Source organism: Streptomyces sp. NPDC059850, assembly GCF_042731515.1.
Classification (GTDB): domain Bacteria; phylum Actinomycetota; class Actinomycetes; order Streptomycetales; family Streptomycetaceae; genus Streptomyces.
In genome coordinates, this window is record NZ_JBHWJI010000008.1 from 62,555 (window position 1) to 79,608 (window position 17,054).

Annotated in this window: 14 protein-coding genes and 4 pseudogenes; 6 read left to right on the forward strand and 12 right to left on the reverse strand. The window is 69.6% G+C overall.

The window, feature by feature from the left end:
• Positions 1 to 32: 32 nt before the first annotated feature.
• A complete protein-coding gene (locus tag ACFV9T_RS08735; RefSeq protein WP_385437692.1) occupies positions 33 to 1,127 on the forward strand; it encodes an LCP family protein in 1,095 nt (364 codons plus the stop codon).
• A 171-nt stretch (positions 1,128 to 1,298) separates the two neighbouring features.
• Here ACFV9T_RS08735 and ACFV9T_RS08740 read toward each other — a convergent pair whose 3' ends face one another.
• Positions 1,299 to 2,480: a serine hydrolase domain-containing protein gene (locus tag ACFV9T_RS08740; RefSeq protein WP_385437693.1), complete on the reverse strand. Its 1,182-nt coding sequence runs from the start codon at positions 2,478 to 2,480 to the stop codon at positions 1,299 to 1,301.
• A 262-nt stretch (positions 2,481 to 2,742) separates the two neighbouring features.
• Here ACFV9T_RS08740 and ACFV9T_RS08745 point away from each other — a divergent pair, with 262 nt between their 5' ends.
• The 3 genes and pseudogenes from ACFV9T_RS08745 to ACFV9T_RS08755 all read left to right on the forward strand — a co-directional run.
• Positions 2,743 to 3,270, forward strand: a complete 528-nt coding sequence (locus ACFV9T_RS08745; RefSeq protein ID WP_385437694.1) for a sigma factor — start codon at positions 2,743 to 2,745, stop codon at positions 3,268 to 3,270.
• Positions 3,270 to 3,508 (forward strand): annotated as a pseudogene (locus ACFV9T_RS08750) (hypothetical protein); the annotation flags it as partial. The gene ACFV9T_RS08745 and the pseudogene ACFV9T_RS08750, both read left to right, overlap by 1 nt.
• A gap of 188 nt (positions 3,509 to 3,696) precedes the next feature.
• Positions 3,697 to 4,402 (forward strand): annotated as a pseudogene (locus ACFV9T_RS08755) (transposase); the annotation flags it as partial.
• Between the two features lie 232 nt (positions 4,403 to 4,634).
• Here ACFV9T_RS08755 and ACFV9T_RS08760 read toward each other — a convergent pair.
• A complete protein-coding gene (locus tag ACFV9T_RS08760) occupies positions 4,635 to 5,507 on the reverse strand; it encodes a hypothetical protein (RefSeq protein ID WP_385437695.1) in 873 nt (290 codons plus the stop codon).
• Positions 5,508 to 5,985: 478 nt separating this feature from the next.
• Here ACFV9T_RS08760 and ACFV9T_RS08765 point away from each other — a divergent pair.
• Positions 5,986 to 6,498, forward strand: a pseudogene (locus tag ACFV9T_RS08765) (methyltransferase domain-containing protein); the annotation flags it as partial.
• A 478-nt stretch (positions 6,499 to 6,976) separates the two neighbouring features.
• Here ACFV9T_RS08765 and ACFV9T_RS08770 read toward each other — a convergent pair.
• Positions 6,977 to 7,369: pseudogene (locus tag ACFV9T_RS08770) on the reverse strand (GNAT family N-acetyltransferase); the annotation flags it as partial.
• A gap of 65 nt (positions 7,370 to 7,434) precedes the next feature.
• Between ACFV9T_RS08770 and ACFV9T_RS08775 the strand changes: the two are divergent.
• Positions 7,435 to 7,833 carry a signal peptidase I gene (locus ACFV9T_RS08775; RefSeq protein ID WP_385437888.1) on the forward strand — a complete coding sequence of 133 codons (399 nt, stop codon included), beginning with the start codon at positions 7,435 to 7,437 and terminating at the stop codon, positions 7,831 to 7,833.
• Here ACFV9T_RS08775 and ACFV9T_RS08780 read toward each other — a convergent pair.
• The 9 genes from ACFV9T_RS08780 to ACFV9T_RS08820 all read right to left on the reverse strand — a co-directional run bounded on the left by ACFV9T_RS08780 (position 7,821) and on the right by ACFV9T_RS08820 (position 17,034).
• Positions 7,821 to 8,228 carry a DUF6336 family protein gene (locus tag ACFV9T_RS08780; RefSeq protein ID WP_385437696.1) on the reverse strand — a complete coding sequence of 136 codons (408 nt, stop codon included), beginning with the start codon at positions 8,226 to 8,228 and terminating at the stop codon, positions 7,821 to 7,823. The two genes, ACFV9T_RS08775 and ACFV9T_RS08780, sit on opposite strands and share 13 nt — an antisense overlap.
• A gap of 23 nt (positions 8,229 to 8,251) precedes the next feature.
• Positions 8,252 to 9,082 (reverse strand): sugar phosphate isomerase/epimerase family protein, encoded by an 831-nt coding sequence (locus ACFV9T_RS08785; RefSeq protein ID WP_385437697.1) that lies wholly within the window; start codon positions 9,080 to 9,082, stop codon positions 8,252 to 8,254.
• Positions 9,079 to 10,236 carry a dihydrodipicolinate synthase family protein gene (locus ACFV9T_RS08790; protein WP_385437698.1) on the reverse strand — a complete coding sequence of 386 codons (1,158 nt, stop codon included), beginning with the start codon at positions 10,234 to 10,236 and terminating at the stop codon, positions 9,079 to 9,081. Before ACFV9T_RS08790 ends, ACFV9T_RS08785 begins: the two co-directional genes overlap by 4 nt.
• Complete coding sequence (locus ACFV9T_RS08795; protein ID WP_385437700.1) at positions 10,233 to 11,393, reverse strand: Gfo/Idh/MocA family protein; 1,161 nt, start codon at positions 11,391 to 11,393, stop codon at positions 10,233 to 10,235. Before ACFV9T_RS08795 ends, ACFV9T_RS08790 begins: the two co-directional genes overlap by 4 nt.
• A gap of 139 nt (positions 11,394 to 11,532) precedes the next feature.
• The gene (locus ACFV9T_RS08800; RefSeq protein ID WP_385437701.1) at positions 11,533 to 13,326 is read right to left on the reverse strand and encodes a hypothetical protein; all 1,794 of its coding nucleotides are present in this window, start codon (positions 13,324 to 13,326) and stop codon (positions 11,533 to 11,535) included.
• Positions 13,323 to 13,910 carry a hypothetical protein gene (locus ACFV9T_RS08805; RefSeq protein ID WP_385437702.1) on the reverse strand — a complete coding sequence of 196 codons (588 nt, stop codon included), beginning with the start codon at positions 13,908 to 13,910 and terminating at the stop codon, positions 13,323 to 13,325. Before ACFV9T_RS08805 ends, ACFV9T_RS08800 begins: the two co-directional genes overlap by 4 nt.
• A 6-nt stretch (positions 13,911 to 13,916) precedes the next feature.
• Positions 13,917 to 14,786 carry a carbohydrate ABC transporter permease gene (locus ACFV9T_RS08810; RefSeq protein ID WP_385437704.1) on the reverse strand — a complete coding sequence of 290 codons (870 nt, stop codon included), beginning with the start codon at positions 14,784 to 14,786 and terminating at the stop codon, positions 13,917 to 13,919.
• Positions 14,783 to 15,745, reverse strand: coding sequence for a carbohydrate ABC transporter permease (locus ACFV9T_RS08815; RefSeq protein ID WP_385437705.1), 963 nt, complete (start codon positions 15,743 to 15,745; stop codon positions 14,783 to 14,785). Before ACFV9T_RS08815 ends, ACFV9T_RS08810 begins: the two co-directional genes overlap by 4 nt.
• Complete coding sequence (locus ACFV9T_RS08820) at positions 15,742 to 17,034, reverse strand: ABC transporter substrate-binding protein (RefSeq protein WP_385437707.1); 1,293 nt, start codon at positions 17,032 to 17,034, stop codon at positions 15,742 to 15,744. Before ACFV9T_RS08820 ends, ACFV9T_RS08815 begins: the two co-directional genes overlap by 4 nt.
• Positions 17,035 to 17,054 lie beyond the last annotated feature (20 nt).

The window sequence follows — 17,054 nt, forward strand, 5'->3', positions numbered from 1 at the left end:
GTAGGACTGGTGAACATGCAGACTGGCGCGCCATGAGCGAGTGGGTGGACAGGAACCAGAACGGTGGCGGGGCGGGCTTCGGCGGCGGCCCGGTCATCAGCGGCCCGGTCATCAGACGGAGACCGCCCCGGCAACCCGCCAGCAGGCGCCGCCGGATCGCGCGGGCGGTGGCCCTCCTGATCTCCGTACCGCTCGTGGCGTCCGCCGGTACCTACGTCTGGGCCGACAGCACGCTCGACCGCAAGGTCGACCTCGGCAAGGCCGCCACGGACCGCCCGCCGAGCGGCAAGGGCACCAACTACCTGATCGTGGGCTCCGACAGCCGCACGGGGCTGTCCGGCGCGGCCAAGAAGCAGCTGCACACCGGCTCCGCCGACGGCGGCCGCACCGACTCGATGATGGTGCTCCACACCGGTGCGCACGGCAGCACGCTGATGAGCCTCCCGCGTGACTCCTGGGTGACCATCCCCTCGTTCACCCGCCCCGAGACCGGCAAGCACTACCGCGCGGCCCGGAACAAGCTGAACGCGGCGTACTCCCTCGGCGGCCCCGATTTGCTCATCCGCACCATCGAGCACAATACGGGTCTGCGCATCAACCACTACGCCGAAATAGGCTTCGCGGGATTCGTGGGCCTGGTGAACGCGGTCGGCGGCGTGGACATGTGCGTGAACAGGAATGTACGGGACGAGAAATCGGGCCTGAATCTGAAGAAGGGCTGCCATAACCTCGACGGATCCAAGGCACTCGCATTCGTCCGGCAGCGCCACCAAGAGGCCGAGGGCGATCTCGGACGGTCCAAGAATCAACAGAAATTCCTCGCCGCACTCGCCCACAAGGCCGCCACGCCGGGCGTCGCCCTCGACCCGTTCACGATGTATCCGACGATGCGCGCGGGGCTGGACACGCTCATTGTCGACAAGGGCATGGAGATGCCCGATCTCCTGTCGCTGTTCCAGGCGATGAAGGGCGTGACCGCCGGTGACGGGCAGCAGGTCAAGGTCCCGGTCTCCAGCCTGGGCTTCCGGACCTCGAAGGGCAGCGCCGTGCGGTGGGACACCGCACGCGCGAAGAAGCTCTTCGGCGAGCTGGCGGACGACCGGCCGGTGAGCCCCGACCTGCGCTAGGACGAGGCCCGGACGCGTTTCGAGGGGCCCGGTCCGTCGACCAGGCCCCTCGCTTCCCCCTCCACAGGGCTCCCTCTGAATCCCCCCAGATCCCTCCCCAGGAAGCCCGATGCCAGGTACGACCGGCCAAGGCGGGGAAGGGTTGCACGATTTTCCGAAGTTATTGATCTGTTACTTCGGGCCGGTCTTCCGACCCGGGCCGCAGAACTCCGCCTCGATCACGTTGAAGAAGAGGGACGATTCCGGGAGCCGGTCGCCGTTGGCGTTGAACGTCAGCTGATGCGTGCCGTCCTCCGTGCCCACCACCGCCGACAGCGAGCCATTGGTACGGCCGGTCTTGCCCACCACCTTCACACCGCAGGACAGAGTGGCCTTCTCGACCCCGAGCCCGTACCTGATCTGGCCGCCCGAGGGCACCTCGTTCAGCATCTCGTCCAGCTGGGCGCGGGGCAGCAGTCGGCCGCGCATCAGGGCGCGGTCGAAGCGGTTGAGGTCATCGGCGGTGGAGATCAGCTCGCCCGCCGCGCCCAGCCAGCTCATGTTCTGCTCGGTGGCGTCGTGCACGGGGGCTCCGGGGGAGTCGTCGTGGAGCCAGGAGTACGCGACGGGGTGCGGCTTCGGCATCTTCGGCCAGGTGCCGGGGAACGATGTCTCGTCCAGGTCCAGCGGCTTGATGATCCGCCGCTCGGCCTCCTGGGCGTAGGAGTGGCCCGTCACCTTCTTGATGACCATCCCCGCGAGGATGTAATTGGTGTTCGAGTACCACGGCTCCCCTTTCTGTACGGGGGGCGGCTCCTGCTTCATCGCAACGGCCACCAGGTCCTCGGGCGTGTACGTGTCGTAGCGGTGCTCGGGGAAGCCGCTGCCGGCGGCGTTGATCCGGAAGTCCGGGTCATCGGTGTAGTTGTGCAGGCGGCTGGTGTGGTTGAGCAGGCTCCGCAGGGTGATCCCGCTGCCGTCGTAGTCCTTGCCCCGCACCACCCCGGGCAGCCACTTCTCGACCGAGTCGTCCAGGCTCAGCTCTCCCTCCGCCTCCAGTTGGAGGAGGACGGTCGCGATGAACAGCTTGGTGATGCTCGCCGCCCGGAAGTGGTCATCGGGCGATCGCTTCCGACCGGTGTCGGTGTCCGCGTGCCCCGCGGAACCGAACCATGTCTTCCCGTCCTCCCACACCGTGGCCGCCACCCCGGGTATCCCGCCCTTCTCCACCCACTGCCGCAGCGCGTCCCGAGTCGCCTCGTGGCCGTCCTTCGTGGCGGCGGTGGCCGCGTGCGCGGGCGTGAGGGTGGTGGCGCCCACGGCCAGGCTTACCACCAGGGCGCATAAGCCCGTGCGTATCGCTCGCCGTCTCATTCGTAGACCTCCGGGTAGCCGGTGGGCCCATGGGGCCCTGCGGTCTGTAGTGACGCCAGCGGTGTCCCTCGGGTTGATCCAAGAATTTCCGGGTGCCGCGACAACCCCGGGCAGGGCCGGATCCGGAGTCGGCCCTGCCGCACCGACGAGATGAACGAGGACAATGCAGCTCACCCTTGTCCTGCCCTGATGGGCCCGGCTGCTTCGCCGTGCCCGGACGACCGCCCCGGCACCGGGGGTGCGCCCCCGGCTGCTGAGACCCGTGGACGCCCAGGACGACGAGGAGCCACCTCCCACGCTGGCAGATCTCTATCGGGCCCGGCGGCTCGACATGGTCCGGCTGGCGATCTTCCTGGTGGACGATCCGCACACCGCCGAGGACGTCGTCCAGGACGCGTTCGCCGCCGTCTGCCGCCGACACGGCGCGCGGCTGGACGACCTCCAGGACGCGCACGCCTATCTGCACACCGCCGTGGTCAACGCCGCCCGCTCGGTGCTGCGCCGACGGCGTACGGCCCGGGCGTACACCGCGCCGTACCAGGACCCCGGCGCGCCGGTGGACGAGCCGCTGCTGCTTCGACCCCTGCGGGATGCCGAGTGCATGAGGTACGCGCAAGGCGGCGGGCTGACGGACGAGCGGCGAGCCTTCCGCGAGAAGTTGCGGTCGGAGGCGGCCGAGCGACCCCAGCAGGGCGACGAGAACGCGGACATCGCGCACAACCTGCGAGTCAGCGTCCGGTCGGTACAGTGCTGGCGCAAAGCCTGGCCACAAGGCGGATCAAGACCCTGATCGGGCGTCGGTTCCACAAGAGCTGCTCCAGCTATGCTGTCGCCGCGCTGGTCTGCTACAAGCCCGGCGAACGCTCCCGGCTGATCTACCGGCCCTGCCCCGACAACGTCCCGACGGGCGCAAGAGCTTCTCCTGGAAGGACTACCGCGACCTGATCCAGACCGCCCACGACCAGCTCGGCGGCCCCATCGTGCTGGTCTGGGACTGTGAGAATGACGGTGTCTCGTTCGGATCACGGTCTGGCCCGGTCTGGGACTGACCTTGGTGTCCAGAGAGTTGATCTGTCGGCCGTGGTCCGGGCGGGACTTGTCGGCCCCCGGCGAACGGACGTGTCCCCATAGGGGCTTTCGCTTCGGCATCGTCACAGTCTTGACCGCCCGTCTCCGTCACAGCCGGCCAGAGAGAACCGGCCCGGAGGAGGCACCCATGCCCACCGCGTTCGCAGATCAACATTCCTTAAATGCGCCTCGCACGGCCACTGTTGAAGTGGTCCTGGGCGTCGATACCCATAGAAACGTGCACGTCGCCGCTGTGCTCACCGCGCTGGGCGCCTTGCTGGCCACAAGCTCATTCCCCGTGACCCGGGCCGGATACCGCGATCTGCTGGCATGGGCCCGCTCCTTCGGCGTCGTTCTTCGAGCCGGGGTGAAAGGCACGGGATCCTACGGAACATCACTGTGCCGATATCTGCAGGCAGAAGGCGTGCAGGTCATCGAGGTTGACCGGCCAGACCGTGCCACCCGGCGACAGCGTGGCAAGACCGATGCCATCGATGCCGAAGCGGCAGCTCGGGCGGTCCTTGCGCTGATCCCGGCCTGCGTGAATCGCTCGAGCCGCTGGGCAACCCGGCACTCTTCGCCGCCTGCGCCCAGCTCAAGTCCGAGCATGGCGCCGTCCACCAGGCACTGCAGCTGCTGGCTGTGCGCATCCGCTCAAAGTCTTTGGCGTCGGCCCCGACAGCGCGGCAGCTCTGCTCATCGCCGCCGGGGAAAATCACGACCGCCTTGCCAGCGAGGCGTCCTTCGCCGCCTTGTGCGGCGTGAGCCCAGTCGAGCATTCCTCCGGGAAGAGCCGACATCGACGCCTCAACCGAGGCGGCAACCGCCAGGCGAACGCAGCCCTCTACCGCATTCAACCTCAACACCCACCTCACGGCAGGCATGCGGCGGTATACCGCTGACCGTGACTGGCCCACGGTCATCCAACTGCCGCCCTGCGCACCCGACCTCAACCCCGTCGAGGGCATCTGCTCCGGGCTATAGCGCACCGCCCTGGCCGACCACCACACATTGCAGGTCAGTAAGTCCACGAGAGGTCGCAACAACCTACACGAAGGGCCGTTGCAATCCACGCAGGCTTGTTCGCTACCTCCGCCCCCGCTTCTGCCCGCCATGCGCATGCTGACCATGTTGTGCGACGTGTGCGCCTACTTCCGATTGCCCGGAATCGCGCCCTTCCCTAGAAGGGCTGCGCTCCACGGAAGAACTCCTAAGATTAGCGGCCCATGCCACCTGACTTTGCGAATGGCCGGGCTGCCCCTGCGTCGACGCGGGGGGGTAATTAACCGTTGGCCCCGTTTGCACCGGGCTTCCTTCGGCATCAAAGCCGTACGGTGTGGCGCTGACGATGTAGTCGCCCCGGACACCTTTATAAAAGACGACCTCTGCCTGGTCAGGATAGGACTGCGTGTCGAGTGACGCGGTCAAATCGATACCGCCGGGCACCGACATATTGTAGCGATATACCGGAGCGTCGGGACTTCGACTGGGGTCATGCGCGCGCGAGAGCTCGTCTGCACGCTCAAGCATTTCGGCCGAAGGGTCCGGATCTCGGGTAAAGCTGACGAGCGAGGAACGTTGCGTGGTGTTCTGGTACGACTGCAAGCTTACAGGAAACCTGTCGCTTATCGGCTGAAATCCACCGGCTGCATAGATCTGTTCCGGCGTGCGTCCGTCAAATCGATAAAGAGGCTCTCCGCCTGTCCGGTATAGGACTCGGCGCCCAGCGGCGCCACCGGTTCGGGCGACGGTGACATTGCTTGGGTGGATGCCATATTCACTGGATCCGAAGCCAACAGTCCGAGGGGGGACATGACTAACGGATGGATTGAATCGCGCATAGTGTTCAGCGAGTTCCTCTGGAGAAACATCCTGATCGAAAGAACCGTCACTGCCCTCCGGATCAGACGCGTACAGCGCGGGAGAGTAATCCGCGTTCTGCATGACCAGTCCTTCCATTCTGTGATTGTTAGCGACCACGGTGTCGTCGACCTCTGAGTGCCAACCCGGCAGCCAACGCCGGATCGAGTACGCCAACTTGCATCACGCACTTGTCGAACTCGGCCGATTCCTCATGTAGCCATAACGGCTGCAATCTGACTCCGGTTCACCTCGTGACTGAGGCTTCTCAGCGGAATGCTCAGGAACAGCCCAAAAGTGACAACCATCGCTGCCAGTCACATCGAGCGGGCCGCGAGTGACCACTGCGACCACCGTCGTGGGCTGGGCAACGTGGAAGCGGAGAGAGAAGCCTGGAGATGAAGCACCGCTCGCCCATCGGCGACGACGGGCATCAGCCGGGGCGGCCAGTGCCGCCTCCGCCGCCGGGGCGGCCTACGCCGTAGCCGGGGCAGAAGTGATCGACCGGCTGCTGGCCCAGCTCACCGAGAGCCTGGGGCACCCCGTACCCGAGGAGTGGGCGCGGGCGCTGCGGGCGGTGCCGCGCCACCTGTTCCTGCCCGACCGGCTGTGGCTGCGGGACGGGGACGGCGGCTATGCGCCGTGCGACCGGGCGCGTGAGCCCGCGCGTTGGAGGGAGGTGGCGTACGCCGATGAGCCGCTTGTCACCCAACTCGCGATGGAGGAGGGGCTCCAGGTGCCGATGTCCTCCGCGTCCGCGCCGAGCACGGCCCTCCGCATACTGGAGCAAGCGGAGATCGAGGACGGCATGCGGGTGCTGGAGATCGGCACCGGGACCGGCTTTCACGCCGCGCTGCTGGCGGCACGGCTGGGCGGTGACCGGGTCGTCTCGGTCGAGATCAACCCGGGGCTGGCGGACGGGGCTCGGAAGCGCCTGGCCCGAGCGGGGTTCGACCCCGCTGTGGAGTGCGGGGACAGTGCCCGTGGGTGGGCGGCGGGAGGGCCGTACGACCGGGTCATCGCCACCTGTTCGGTACGGGCGGTGCCGTCCGCCTGGCTGGCGCAGACCCGCCCCGGGGGCCGGATGGTCACGCCCTGGGACAGCGCTTGGTGTTGCTACGGGACCTTGGTGCTGACCAGAGACACCGACGGCGGGGCCTCGGGACGCTTCGCGCCGCACGGCTCCTACATGACCATGCGGGGGCAGCGGCCGGACGTCGGGTTAAGCCGGGATGTGCTGCGGGAGGGGCAGTTGGCGGACCTGTCGGTGACCGACGTCTCGCCACGGTCCGTGGCCGGGCACGACGTGGACACGCAATTCGCCGTCGGGCTCGCCGTACCCGGCGTCTGGCACTCCTGGGCGACCGATGTGGCTGGTGTCCACACCCGGCTGTGGCTGGCCGACGACGCCGCCACTTCCTGGGCGGCGGTCGACTACGACGGGGAGCAGACGGCGATGTTCGCGGTGTCCCAGTTCGGGCCGCGCCGACTGTGGGACGAGGTGGCCGCAGCTCACCGGCGGTGGGTTGCCGCCGGTGAGCCCACGGTGGACGGGTACGGGCTGGCAATCAACGCGCCTGGTAGCGAGCTGTTTTCTGGTCGGGTGATGTGCCATGGCGCTGGAAGCCGGACTTCTCCAGCACCCTGGCGGAGGCCGGGTTCGACAGCTCCACGGTGGCGTGCACCGCGTGGACGCCCGGCGCGCCGAGCGCGAAGGCGGTGAGGGCGCGGGTGGCCTCGGGGGCGTAGCCACGGCCCCGGCGGGAGGGCACGATGCCGTAGCCGATCTCGACGGCGCCGTCACCCGACGGCCAGAACAGACCGATCGAGCCGACCACCAGACCGGTGGCCCGTTCGATGATCAGCCGGTGGCCGTACGGGCCCAGCCAGTCGGGGTGTTCGGCGAAGAGCCCGGCGATGACCTGGTCGCCCTCGGCGGGAAAGTCACCGGCCCAGTGCGGCGGCCACGCGTCTCTCGCGCCGCGCGTACCCTAGCCTGCTAGCTTCCGGAGACGTGAGCGACAGCGTGAATGACAGCGTGTACGTGGGCAACGCGGGCAAGGACGCGGCGTTGGACCGGGGGTGGATCCTCGGGCCCTTCAAGGACGCCGACGATCCCCGCCACAGTGCGGACGTGGAGATCAAGTGGGGTGTCCATCCGCCCGGGGACGAGCGGGCGCGGTGGGTGAGGGGCGAGGAGCGGACGGCGCTGCTGGTGCTCATCAGCGGCCGCTTCCGCGTGGAGCTGCCCGGCCGCAGCGTTCTCCTGGAGCAGCAGGGGGATTACGTCGTGTGGGGGCACGGTGTCGACCACTCCTGGTGCGCGGAGGAGGAGTCGGTGGTGCTGACGGTGCGGTGGCCGTCGGTGCCCGGATACGCGGTGCCGCCGCCGGAGGACGAGGCGAACGGGCGTCAGGCGCCGTAGAGCCAGCTTCCGTACGCCGCCTCGTCGACCACGCCGTACAGCCCCATCGCGGCGGGCGCCAGGACCAGGGCCATGACGCCGCAGCGGACCATGGCCGGGGCCATGATCGTGGCGCCCTCGTACTGGCTGGTGACCGAGCGAACGTCGCGCCACCGGCGGATGTCGCCGCGGCAGCACGCCCAGAGGAACGCGCCGAACAGGGCGAACACCCCGCCGAAGACGAGCGCGATGCCGCCGACGACCGCGAGGAATTCCTCCCGGTCGTTGTGATCGCCGACGCACCACATGGCGATCAGCAGGACGACGATCGACGCCAGTCCGTGCAGCGCACCGCGCAGCAGGACGTCACGTATCCGCAGCCGTGGCTCGATGATCCTTCGTGCCCCCGTGTTCATGGCCGCACCCTACCCGGGCCCGGTTACAGCACCAGCTCCCGGTAGCGGTCGGCGACCTCGGCCAGGACTTCGGCGCCGTCGCGGGCCCAGAGGTCCGGGTTGAAGATCTCGACCTCGATGGGTCCGTCGTAGCCGGTCGCGTCGACCTGTTCGCGGAACCAGCGGAAGTCGACGGCGCCGTCACCGAGTTGGCCCCGGCCCAGCAGCACACCCTCCGGCAGCGGCGTGATCCAGTCGGCGAGCTGGAAGGCGGCGATGCGGCCCTCGGCGCCCGCGCGGGCGATCTGGGCGGCCGCGGTGTCGTCCCACCACAGGTGGTAGGTGTCCACGACGACGCCGACCTGGTCGGCCGGGAAGCGGGTCGCCAGGTCGAGGGCCTGGGCGAGGGTGGAGACGACGCAGCGGTCGGAGGCGTACATGGGGTGCAGGGGCTCGATGGCCAGGCGGACGCCGCGCTCGGCGGCGTACGGGCCCAGCTCCCCCAGCGCGTCGGCGATGCGCTCGCGGGCGGCGAACAGGTCGCGGCTGCCGGACGGGAGGCCGCCGGAGACCAGGACCAGGGTGTCGGTGCCGAGGGTGGCGGCCTCGTCGATGGCCGTGCGGTTGTCGGCCAGTGCGGCGGCGCGCTCATCGGGGTCGAGCGCGGTGAAGAAGCCGCCGCGGCACAGCGAGGTGACGGTCAGCCCCGCGTCCCGGATGAGCGCGGCGGCGGCCTCCACGCCGTACTTCTGGACCGGCTCGCGCCACAGGCCCACGCCCGTGACTCCCGCCTTGACGCAGCCCTCCGCCAGCTCCGGCAGCGACCACTGCTTGATCGTTTCCTGGTTCAGGCTCAACCGGGGCACGGCGTTCATTGGGCCACTCCGTAGACGTTCAGCAGATGCTTCATACGGGACTCCGCCAGCGCCGGGTCCGGGAACAGGCCCAGCCCGTCGGCCAGTTCGTACGCCCGCGCCAGGTGCGGCAGCGAACGGGCCGACTGGAGGCCGCCCACCATCGTGAAGTGCGACTGGTGGCCCGCCAGCCAGGCCAGGAAGACGACGCCCGTCTTGTAGTAGCGGGTCGGGGTCTGGAAGAGGTGGCGGGAGAGTTCCACGGTGGGGTCGAGCAGGGCCCGGAAGCCCTCGGTGTCGCCCGTGTCCAGGCGGCGTACGGCCTCGGCGGCGAGCGGGCCCAGCGGGTCGAAGATGCCGAGCAGCGCGTGACTGAAGCCGTGGTCGTCGCCCGCGATCAGCTCGGGGTAGTTGAAGTCGTCGCCGGTGTAGCAGCGCACCCCGTCCGGCAGGCGGCGCCGCAGGTCGACCTCGCGCTGGGCGTCGAGCAGGGAGACCTTGATGCCGTCGACCTTGTCGGGGTGGGCGGCGATCACGTCGAGGAAGGTACGGGTGGCGGCGTCCAGGTCGGCGCTGCCCCAGTAGCCCTCCAGGGCCGGGTCGAACATCGGGCCCAGCCAGTGCAGGACGACCGGCTCGCGCGCCTGGCGCAGCAGATGGCCGTAGACGTCGAGGTAGTCGTCCGGGGTCTTGGCGGCGGCGCACAGCGCGCGCGAGGCCATCAGGATCGCCTGGGCGCCGGACTCCTCGACGACGGCGAGCTGCTCCTCGTACGCGGTCCGCACCTCGGCCGCCGTACGGTCGCCGGGGGCCAGCTGGTCGGTGCCGACGCCGCACGCGATGCGCCCGCCGACCGCCTTCGCCTCGGCCGCCGAGCGCCGGATGAGTTCGGCGGCGCCCGCCCAGTCGAGGCCCATGCCGCGCTGCGCGGTGTCCATGGCCTCGGCCACGCCGAGACCGTGCGACCACAGGTGGCGGCGGAAGGCGAGGGTGGCGTCCCAGTCGACGGCGGCGGGGCTGTCGGGGCTGACGTCGGCGTACGGGTCGGCGGCCACATGGGCGGCCGAGAACACGACGCGGGACGTAAAAGCAGCACCCTTCGTCAGCGCCAGCGGCTCGGTGCGGGGCTCGTAGGGGCGGGTCGCGCCGCCCGGCCCGGGGAGGTGGAGGGTCACAGGTTCAGCTCCGGGACGTCGAAGCGGCGGCCCTCGGCGGAAGACGCGAGGCCCAGCTCGGCGAGCTGGACGCCGCGGGCGCCCGCGAGGAGGTCCCAGCGCCAGGGCTCGTCCAGGGCGACGTGGCGCAGGAACAGCTCCCACTGGGACTTGAAGCCGTTGTCGAACGCGTCGTTGTCCGGAATCTCCTGCCACTGGTCGCGGAAGGACTCGGTGGCCGGGAGGTCCGGGTTCCAGACCGGCTTGGGGGTGGCCGAGCGGTGCTGGACGCGGCAGTTGCGCAGCCCCGCGACGGCGGAGCCCTCGGTGCCGTCGACCTGGAACTCGACCAGCTCGTCGCGGTTGACGCGGACCGCCCAGGAGGAATTGATCTGGGCGATGGCGCCGCCCTCGAGCTGGAAGATGCCGTAGGCCGCGTCGTCGGCGGTGGCGTCGTACGGCTTGCCCTGCTCGTCCCAGCGGGTCGGGATGTGGGTGGTGGTCTGGGCCTGGACGGTGCGGACGGGGCCGAACAGCTCGTGCAGGACGTACTCCCAGTGCGGGAACATGTCGACGACGATGCCGCCGCCGTCCTCGGCACGGTAGTTCCAGGAGGGGCGCTGGGCGCTCTGCCAGTCGCCCTCGAAGACCCAGTAGCCGAACTCGCCGCGGATGGAGAGGATCTGGCCGAAGAAGCCGCCGTCGATGAGCCGCTTCAGCTTCAGCAGCCCCGGCAGGAAGATCTTGTCCTGGACGACGCCGTGCTTGATGCCCGCGGCCTGGGCGAGCCGGGCCAGTTCGAGGGCGCCGTCGAGGTCGGTGGCGGTGGGCTTCTCGGTGTAGATGTGCTTGCCCGCCGCGATGGCCTTCTTGAGGGCGTCCTCGCGGGCGGCGGTGACCTGCGCGTCGAAGTAGATGTCGACGGTGTCGTCGGCGAGCACGGCGTCCAGGTCGGTGGAGACGTCGGCGACGGGGTCGAGGCCGTGGCGCTCGGCCATCGCCTTCAGGGCGTGCTCGCGGCGGCCGACGAGCAGCGGTTCGGGCCACAGCACGCTGCCGTCGCCGAGGTCGATGCCGCCCTGTTCGCGGATGGCGAGGAGCGACCGGACGAGGTGTTGGCGGTATCCCATCCGGCCGGTCACACCGTTCATGGCGATCCGCACGGTCTTGCGTGTCACGTGGCTTCTTCTCCTCACCAGGGTCACCGTAAGCGCTTGCAGTAAGCGCTTTCTAAAAACCAACGCTAGCCGCCCCGGCCACCCCTGTACAGAGCGGGCACAGGGGAGACACAGAGGCGGTCAGCGCTTCATCTCGAAGTCAGCGCAGCGTCAAGCGATAGTCGAGAGGCGAACGCCCGGTGATCAGCACCCGCAGCCCGGAGACCGGCAGATCGCCGCCCATCCAGGTGTAGCGCTCCCCCGGGTCCACGGTGGCGGGCTGGCGCGGGCCGCTGCCGTTGCCCGGGCCGAAGGTGATCACGTCGTCGCCGGAGGTGTACGTTCCGTACCCCTTGACCAGCTGATACGTGTCCTTCTGGCCGGGCACGGGCTCGACCCCGGTGAGCTTTCCGCCGCCGCGGAAGCACAGTTCGAGGGCGAGCGGGACGTCGGACTCGCCGACCTCCACGTCCAGGTTCCAGCCGCCGTCCGCCTCGGCCGCCCGCACCTCGGTGTGCAGGGTGCGCCACTCCTTGGGGCGGTGCGGGAAGTCCATCGCGGACCAGAAGCGGCCGTCGTTCGTCAGCGGGTAGCGGCCGTCGGGGCGGCGGTGCTGCGGTGGCAGCGGCAGGTGGTACCCGGCGCGTACGTCCGCCCAGAGCCGCCAGCCGTCCGCCGTGCGCTCGATGTCCTCGGCCCGGAAGTGGCCGAGCGAGAAGAACTGCGGGGACAGCCGCAGCGAGTCCAGGATCGCCGCGCCCTTGCGCCACTTGAAGAAGGTCGGGTTGGTGGACAGGCCCGAGGAGATCGCGTGGACGTCGGGGAAGTCCGTACCGCCGAAGAGGGACGTACGGGTGGCGCCCCGGCCGATCCGCACCAGCCCGCTGTCCTTGTCGCGCCAGGTGAACTCGGAGGGCGCCGCGGTGGCCTTCGGCAGCGGCGCCGCCAGCTCCGGTTCGTCCAGCACCTCGGCGAGGAAGTCCCCGAGCGGGGTCTCGTCGAAGGTCTGGTCCGCCCCGCGCCGCTGAACGGTCTCGGCCATGGCCGCGAAGCGCCCGTCCTTCTCGCGCAGCGCCAGCGCCCGGTACTGGAGCCAGTACTCGGACAGATGCTTGACCGTCTTCTGGTCCTGGCGGCGCGAATGCACCGTCTCCACATCGCCGTTGGGCTCCACGAGGTGGAGCGTGGCCTCCAGGTTGCGGCGCACCGTGTCGTACAGCTTCGGGCGGTCGGTGAGCCGGGCGAGGGTCAGCAGCGCGGGGTTGGTGACGATCGGCGCGTACGTGGCGCTGCGCTCGCTGTACTGGCCCGACGCGTACTGGTCGATGCCCTCGGCCAGCCAGGCGTCGATGCGGCGGGTGTAGCGGGCGTCGGGCCAGAACGAGTTGATCCGGGCGAGCGCGGCGCACACCTTCCAGCGGTGGTTGGGGGTGTGCAGCCCGCCGGTGGCGAGCCCCGAACCGGCCTTGCGGAGGATCGTCTTCAGGGTGGCCCGGACCTTCGCGGTGGACGCGTGGTCGTCATCGTCCAGCAGCCCGTAGAGCATGCCCAGGTCGACGATCGAGAAGGCGGTGTCCGGCGGGGAGTGCACCGCGCCCTGGTCGAAGAGGCCGTCGTCGAACTGGGCGGCGGCCAGCGCGTCGGCGAGCCGGGTCATCGGTGCGATGAGCGCCGCGTCGTGGTGGTGCTCGGCGTCGGCCCACACATGGACGGAGGTGAGCAGCCGCAGGCTGCGGGCGGCGGGGCGAGCCTGGCCGAGGTTGTTCAGCTGGGCGAGGGTGGCGTCGAGCCCGTCCACCACCTCGGCCACCCGCTTGTCGGCGGCCTGGGTGAGCAGATCCAGGAACGGCTTGTCGGTACGGCCGGGGGCGGCCGCGGCCTGGGGCGCACCGTAGGCGAGCAACCCGCTCACGGCGGCGGTTCCGGCGAGGAAATGACGGCGAAGCAGGCTCATGGGTGGTGCTCCGTGGCTCTGGCCGCGATCGCGAGCGGGCCGGGGACGAGGAAGAGGAGGGGCGGGTAGGCCCAGGCGCAGACCGCGGCGGTGGCCACGGCCAGCAGCAGAACGAGGCTCGCGCGGGGGGCGCGCACGCTGGCGTACGCCGCCGAGCGCAGCGCCGTGCGCCAGCTGGTCGCCGATTCGGGGCGGGCGCAGGCGCGCAGCAGGACGACGGTGAGCAGCCCGCCGACGACGAGCAGGGCGGGCCGGAAGACGGCCGCGCCGGGCAGGCCCGCCCCGGCCGCGAGCGCGTTGAACAGCAGCAGCGCGCCGCCGAACAGCATCCCGGCCCCGGCCAGCAGATCCCCGGTGCGCAGCCGGGTCCGCAGGGCGCGGAGGTAGCCGCCCGCGGTGGCGGGGGCGTCCTCCCGTACCCGCCGGTCGAGGACGGCGCAGGCGGTCGACATGGCGGCGGGGGCGGTGATCAGCGGGAGCGAGGCGGCGGCGGTGGCCAGCCCCACCGCCAGCACGTCGGCGAAGAGGGCGAAGCGCGGACCGGTCAGCTCGCCCGGTTCACGGGTGGTCGCGGAGGACGGCATGGCGGCTCACCCCTTGATTCCGGAGTTGGCCATGCCCTCGACCAGGAACCGCTGGAAGGCGAGGAAGAAGAGCACGATGGGCAGCAGCGCGAAGACCGACATCGCGAACATCGGGCCGAACGCCGACTGGCTGGAGGCGTCCACGAAGGAGCGCAGGGCCAGGGTCAGGGTGAACTTCTCCGGCTCGAAGAGGTAGATCAGCTGGGTGAAGAAGTCGTTCCAGGTCCAGATGAAGGTGAAGATCGCGGTGGTGATCAGCGCGGGCCTGGTCAGCGGCAGGATGACGCTGAAGAAGGAGCGGAACGGCCCGCAGCCGTCGATCCGGGCCGCCTCCTCCAGCTCGCGCGGCAGGTTGCGCATGAACTGGACGATGAGGAAGACGAAGAAGGCGTCGGTGGCCAGGAACTTCGGCAGGATCATCGGCCAGTAGGTGTTCACCATGCCGAGCTGGTTGAAGATGATGTACTGCGGGATGAGGATCGCGTGGTGCGGCAGCATGATCGTCGCGATCATGAAGGCGAACAGCGGCCCGCGCATCCGGAACCGCAGCCGGGCGAAGGCGTACGCGGCGAGCGAGCAGCTGATGACGTTGCCGAGGACGGCGCCGCACGCGATGAGCAGCGAGTTCCACAGCAGCTGCCCGACGCTGACCTCGTTCACGCCCTCCATGGCGGTGGTGTAGTTGCTCCACTCCAGATGGCTGGGGAGCAGCTTGAGGCTGGCGATGACCTCGTCGGCCGGTTTGAACGAGGTGGCCAGCAGCCAGGCCAGCGGATACAGCATCACCAGCAGGATGGCGATCAGGCAGACGTGCAGCGCGATCCGGCCCTTGGACCGTCCGGCGGCCGGGCTGGCGGTGATCGGGGCGGTGGTCATCGGGCCCCCTCGTTGTTGTCGTTGGCGTAGAAGACCCAGGCCCGGGAGGTCCGGAAGAGGATCGCGGTGACGACGCCGATGGCCAGCAGCAGCGCCCACGCCATGGCGGAGGCGTAGCCCATGTGGGAGGCGGTGAAGCCGCGGTCGTAGAGGTAGAGGGTGTAGACGAGGGTGGAGTCGGCGGGGCCGCCCTTGCCCGCGCTGACCGCGAAGGCCGGGGTGAAGACCTGGAACGCCTGGATCATCTGGAGCACCAGGTTGAAGAAGAGCACCGGCGACAGCATCGGGATGGTGATGGAGCGGAACTGCCGCCACCAGGACGCCCCGTCGACCGCCGCCGCCTCGTACAGCTCGGCGGGGATCTGCTGGAGCCCGGCCAGGAAGATCACCATGGGGGCGCCGAACTGCCAGATGGTCAGCAGCGCGACCGACAGGATCGCCCAGCCGGGCTTGTTGATCCAGCCGCCGATGTCGATGCCGACGCCGGACAGCAGGTTGTCGACGGTGCCGCCGTCGTTGAAGATCGCCCGCCAGACGAGGGCGATGGACATCGACGCGCCGAGCAGCGAGGGGGCGTAGAACGCGGAGCGGTAGAAGCCCTTGCCGCGCTTGACGGACTTCAGCGCGATCGCGACGGCGAGGGCCAGCACCAGCTGCAGCGGCACCGCGATCACGACGTACGTCAGCGTCGTGGTGACCGAACGCCAGTAGCGGGGGTCCTCCGTGAACATCTGGGTGTAGTTGCGGAGGCCGATCCACTGCGGGGCGTCGAACATGTCGTAGTCGGTGAACGACAGATACAGCGAGACGGCCATCGGCAGCAGCGTCAGCACGGTCGCGCCGATCACCCATGGCGACAGGAACACCCAGGCGGCGCCCTGCCTCTCGCGCTTCGGTGCCCGCTTGGCGCCCTCGGCGGGGGGCGCGGCGTCCTGGGGGCGGGTCGCGGTCGCGGTCATTGCCTCAGCTCCGCCTTCGCCTCGGTGATGTAGTTCTCCGCCGCTTGGCGCGGCGACAGGCGCTCGTACGACACCTGGTCGTAGTCGCGCGTGAAGGTGGACTGCAGCGAGGCGTCGCCCTTGGGCGGCGCGGCGGGCGGATCCGCGAGCTTGCCCTCGAACTGCTTCTGGTACGCGGAGACGACCTGGTCGAAGCCCTCCAGCTTGGGCAGCACCTTGTCCCGGATGGTGTCGTTGGCCGGGATGCCGCGGGTGGCACCGAGGATGGCCCCGGCCTTCTCGTCGTTGAGCAGGAAGTCGATGAACTGGGCGGCTTCCTTGGGGTGCTGGGTCTTGGCGGACGCCCCGAAGAACATCGACGGCTTGTAGTACAGGGCGGGCTTGCCGTCGTCACCGGCGGGCAGCGGGGCCAGCTTCAGCCCCTTCCCGACGATGGCCTCGTAGCCGCTGGACGGTGCGTCCCAGTTGAAGTCGGATACGGACTTCAGGCGGCCGAGCGGGGTGTTCTCCACCGAGCCGTCCATCTGCGTCGTCTGCTCGGCGGAGGACACCAGGCCCTCCTTGCGGAGCTTGGTGCAGAACTCCCAGTAGCGGGTCAGATCGTCGGCCGTGAAGCCCAGCCCGCCGCCCTCGGTGTAGAGGGACTTGCCCCGGCCGCGCAGCCAGATCTCGAAGACGTCCTCGCTCTGGCCCGGGTCGGTGGCGCCGACCTTGCCGCCGATGTCCTTCTTCGCCGCCTTCAGCTTGCGCATCGCGTCGGTCCAGTCGGCCCACGTCCAGTCGATCGTCGGCTCGGGGACGCCCGCCTTGCGCCACAGCGACGCGTCGTACGGTATGGCCTCGGCGCCACGGGCGACCGGCAGCGCGTACTGCTTGTCGTCCACGACGCCGGTGGCCAGCAGCCCCTTGTCGATGTCCTTGGTGCGCAGCTCGCGGTGTTCGCCGAGGTCGAGCAGGATGCCGGAGGTGGCGTACTGGTTGATCTGCCGGTAGTCCAGCTGCATCACATCGGGTGCGTCGCCGCCCGCGGCCTGGGTGGCGAGCTTCGCCTTGTACGTGTCGAAGCCCGCGAACGACGTGCTGATGTCGACGTTCGGATGGCTCTTCTCGAACAGCTTGACGGCCTCCTCGGTACGGGCCGCCCGGTCGGGGTTGCCCCACCAGGTGAACCGCAGGGTGACCTTGCCGCCCGAGCCACCGCCCTCACCGCCGCCGCAGCCCGTGAGGGTTCCGCCGAGTGTGAGGACGAGAGCCAGGGCGCAGGACACCTTTGTCCTTTTCTTGCGCATGGCCGGACCGACCTCCCTCC

Bases quoted from the DNA above. Each gene is read 5' to 3' on its own strand.
- ACFV9T_RS08735 (WP_385437692.1), top strand. From the start codon at position 33: ATGAGCGAGTGGGTGGACAGGAACCAGAACGGTGGCGGGGCGGGCTTC.
- ACFV9T_RS08740 (WP_385437693.1), bottom strand. From the start codon at position 2,480: ATGAGACGGCGAGCGATACGCACGGGCTTATGCGCCCTGGTGGTAAGC.
- ACFV9T_RS08760 (WP_385437695.1), bottom strand. From the start codon at position 5,507: ATGGAAGGACTGGTCATGCAGAACGCGGATTACTCTCCCGCGCTGTAC.
- ACFV9T_RS08780 (WP_385437696.1), bottom strand. From the start codon at position 8,228: ATGAACACGGGGGCACGAAGGATCATCGAGCCACGGCTGCGGATACGT.
- ACFV9T_RS08785 (WP_385437697.1), bottom strand. From the start codon at position 9,082: ATGAACGCCGTGCCCCGGTTGAGCCTGAACCAGGAAACGATCAAGCAG.
- ACFV9T_RS08800 (WP_385437701.1), bottom strand. From the start codon at position 13,326: ATGAGCCTGCTTCGCCGTCATTTCCTCGCCGGAACCGCCGCCGTGAGC.
- ACFV9T_RS08805 (WP_385437702.1), bottom strand. From the start codon at position 13,910: ATGCCGTCCTCCGCGACCACCCGTGAACCGGGCGAGCTGACCGGTCCG.
- ACFV9T_RS08810 (WP_385437704.1), bottom strand. From the start codon at position 14,786: ATGACCACCGCCCCGATCACCGCCAGCCCGGCCGCCGGACGGTCCAAG.
- ACFV9T_RS08815 (WP_385437705.1), bottom strand. From the start codon at position 15,745: ATGACCGCGACCGCGACCCGCCCCCAGGACGCCGCGCCCCCCGCCGAG.
- ACFV9T_RS08820 (WP_385437707.1), bottom strand. From the start codon at position 17,034: ATGCGCAAGAAAAGGACAAAGGTGTCCTGCGCCCTGGCTCTCGTCCTC.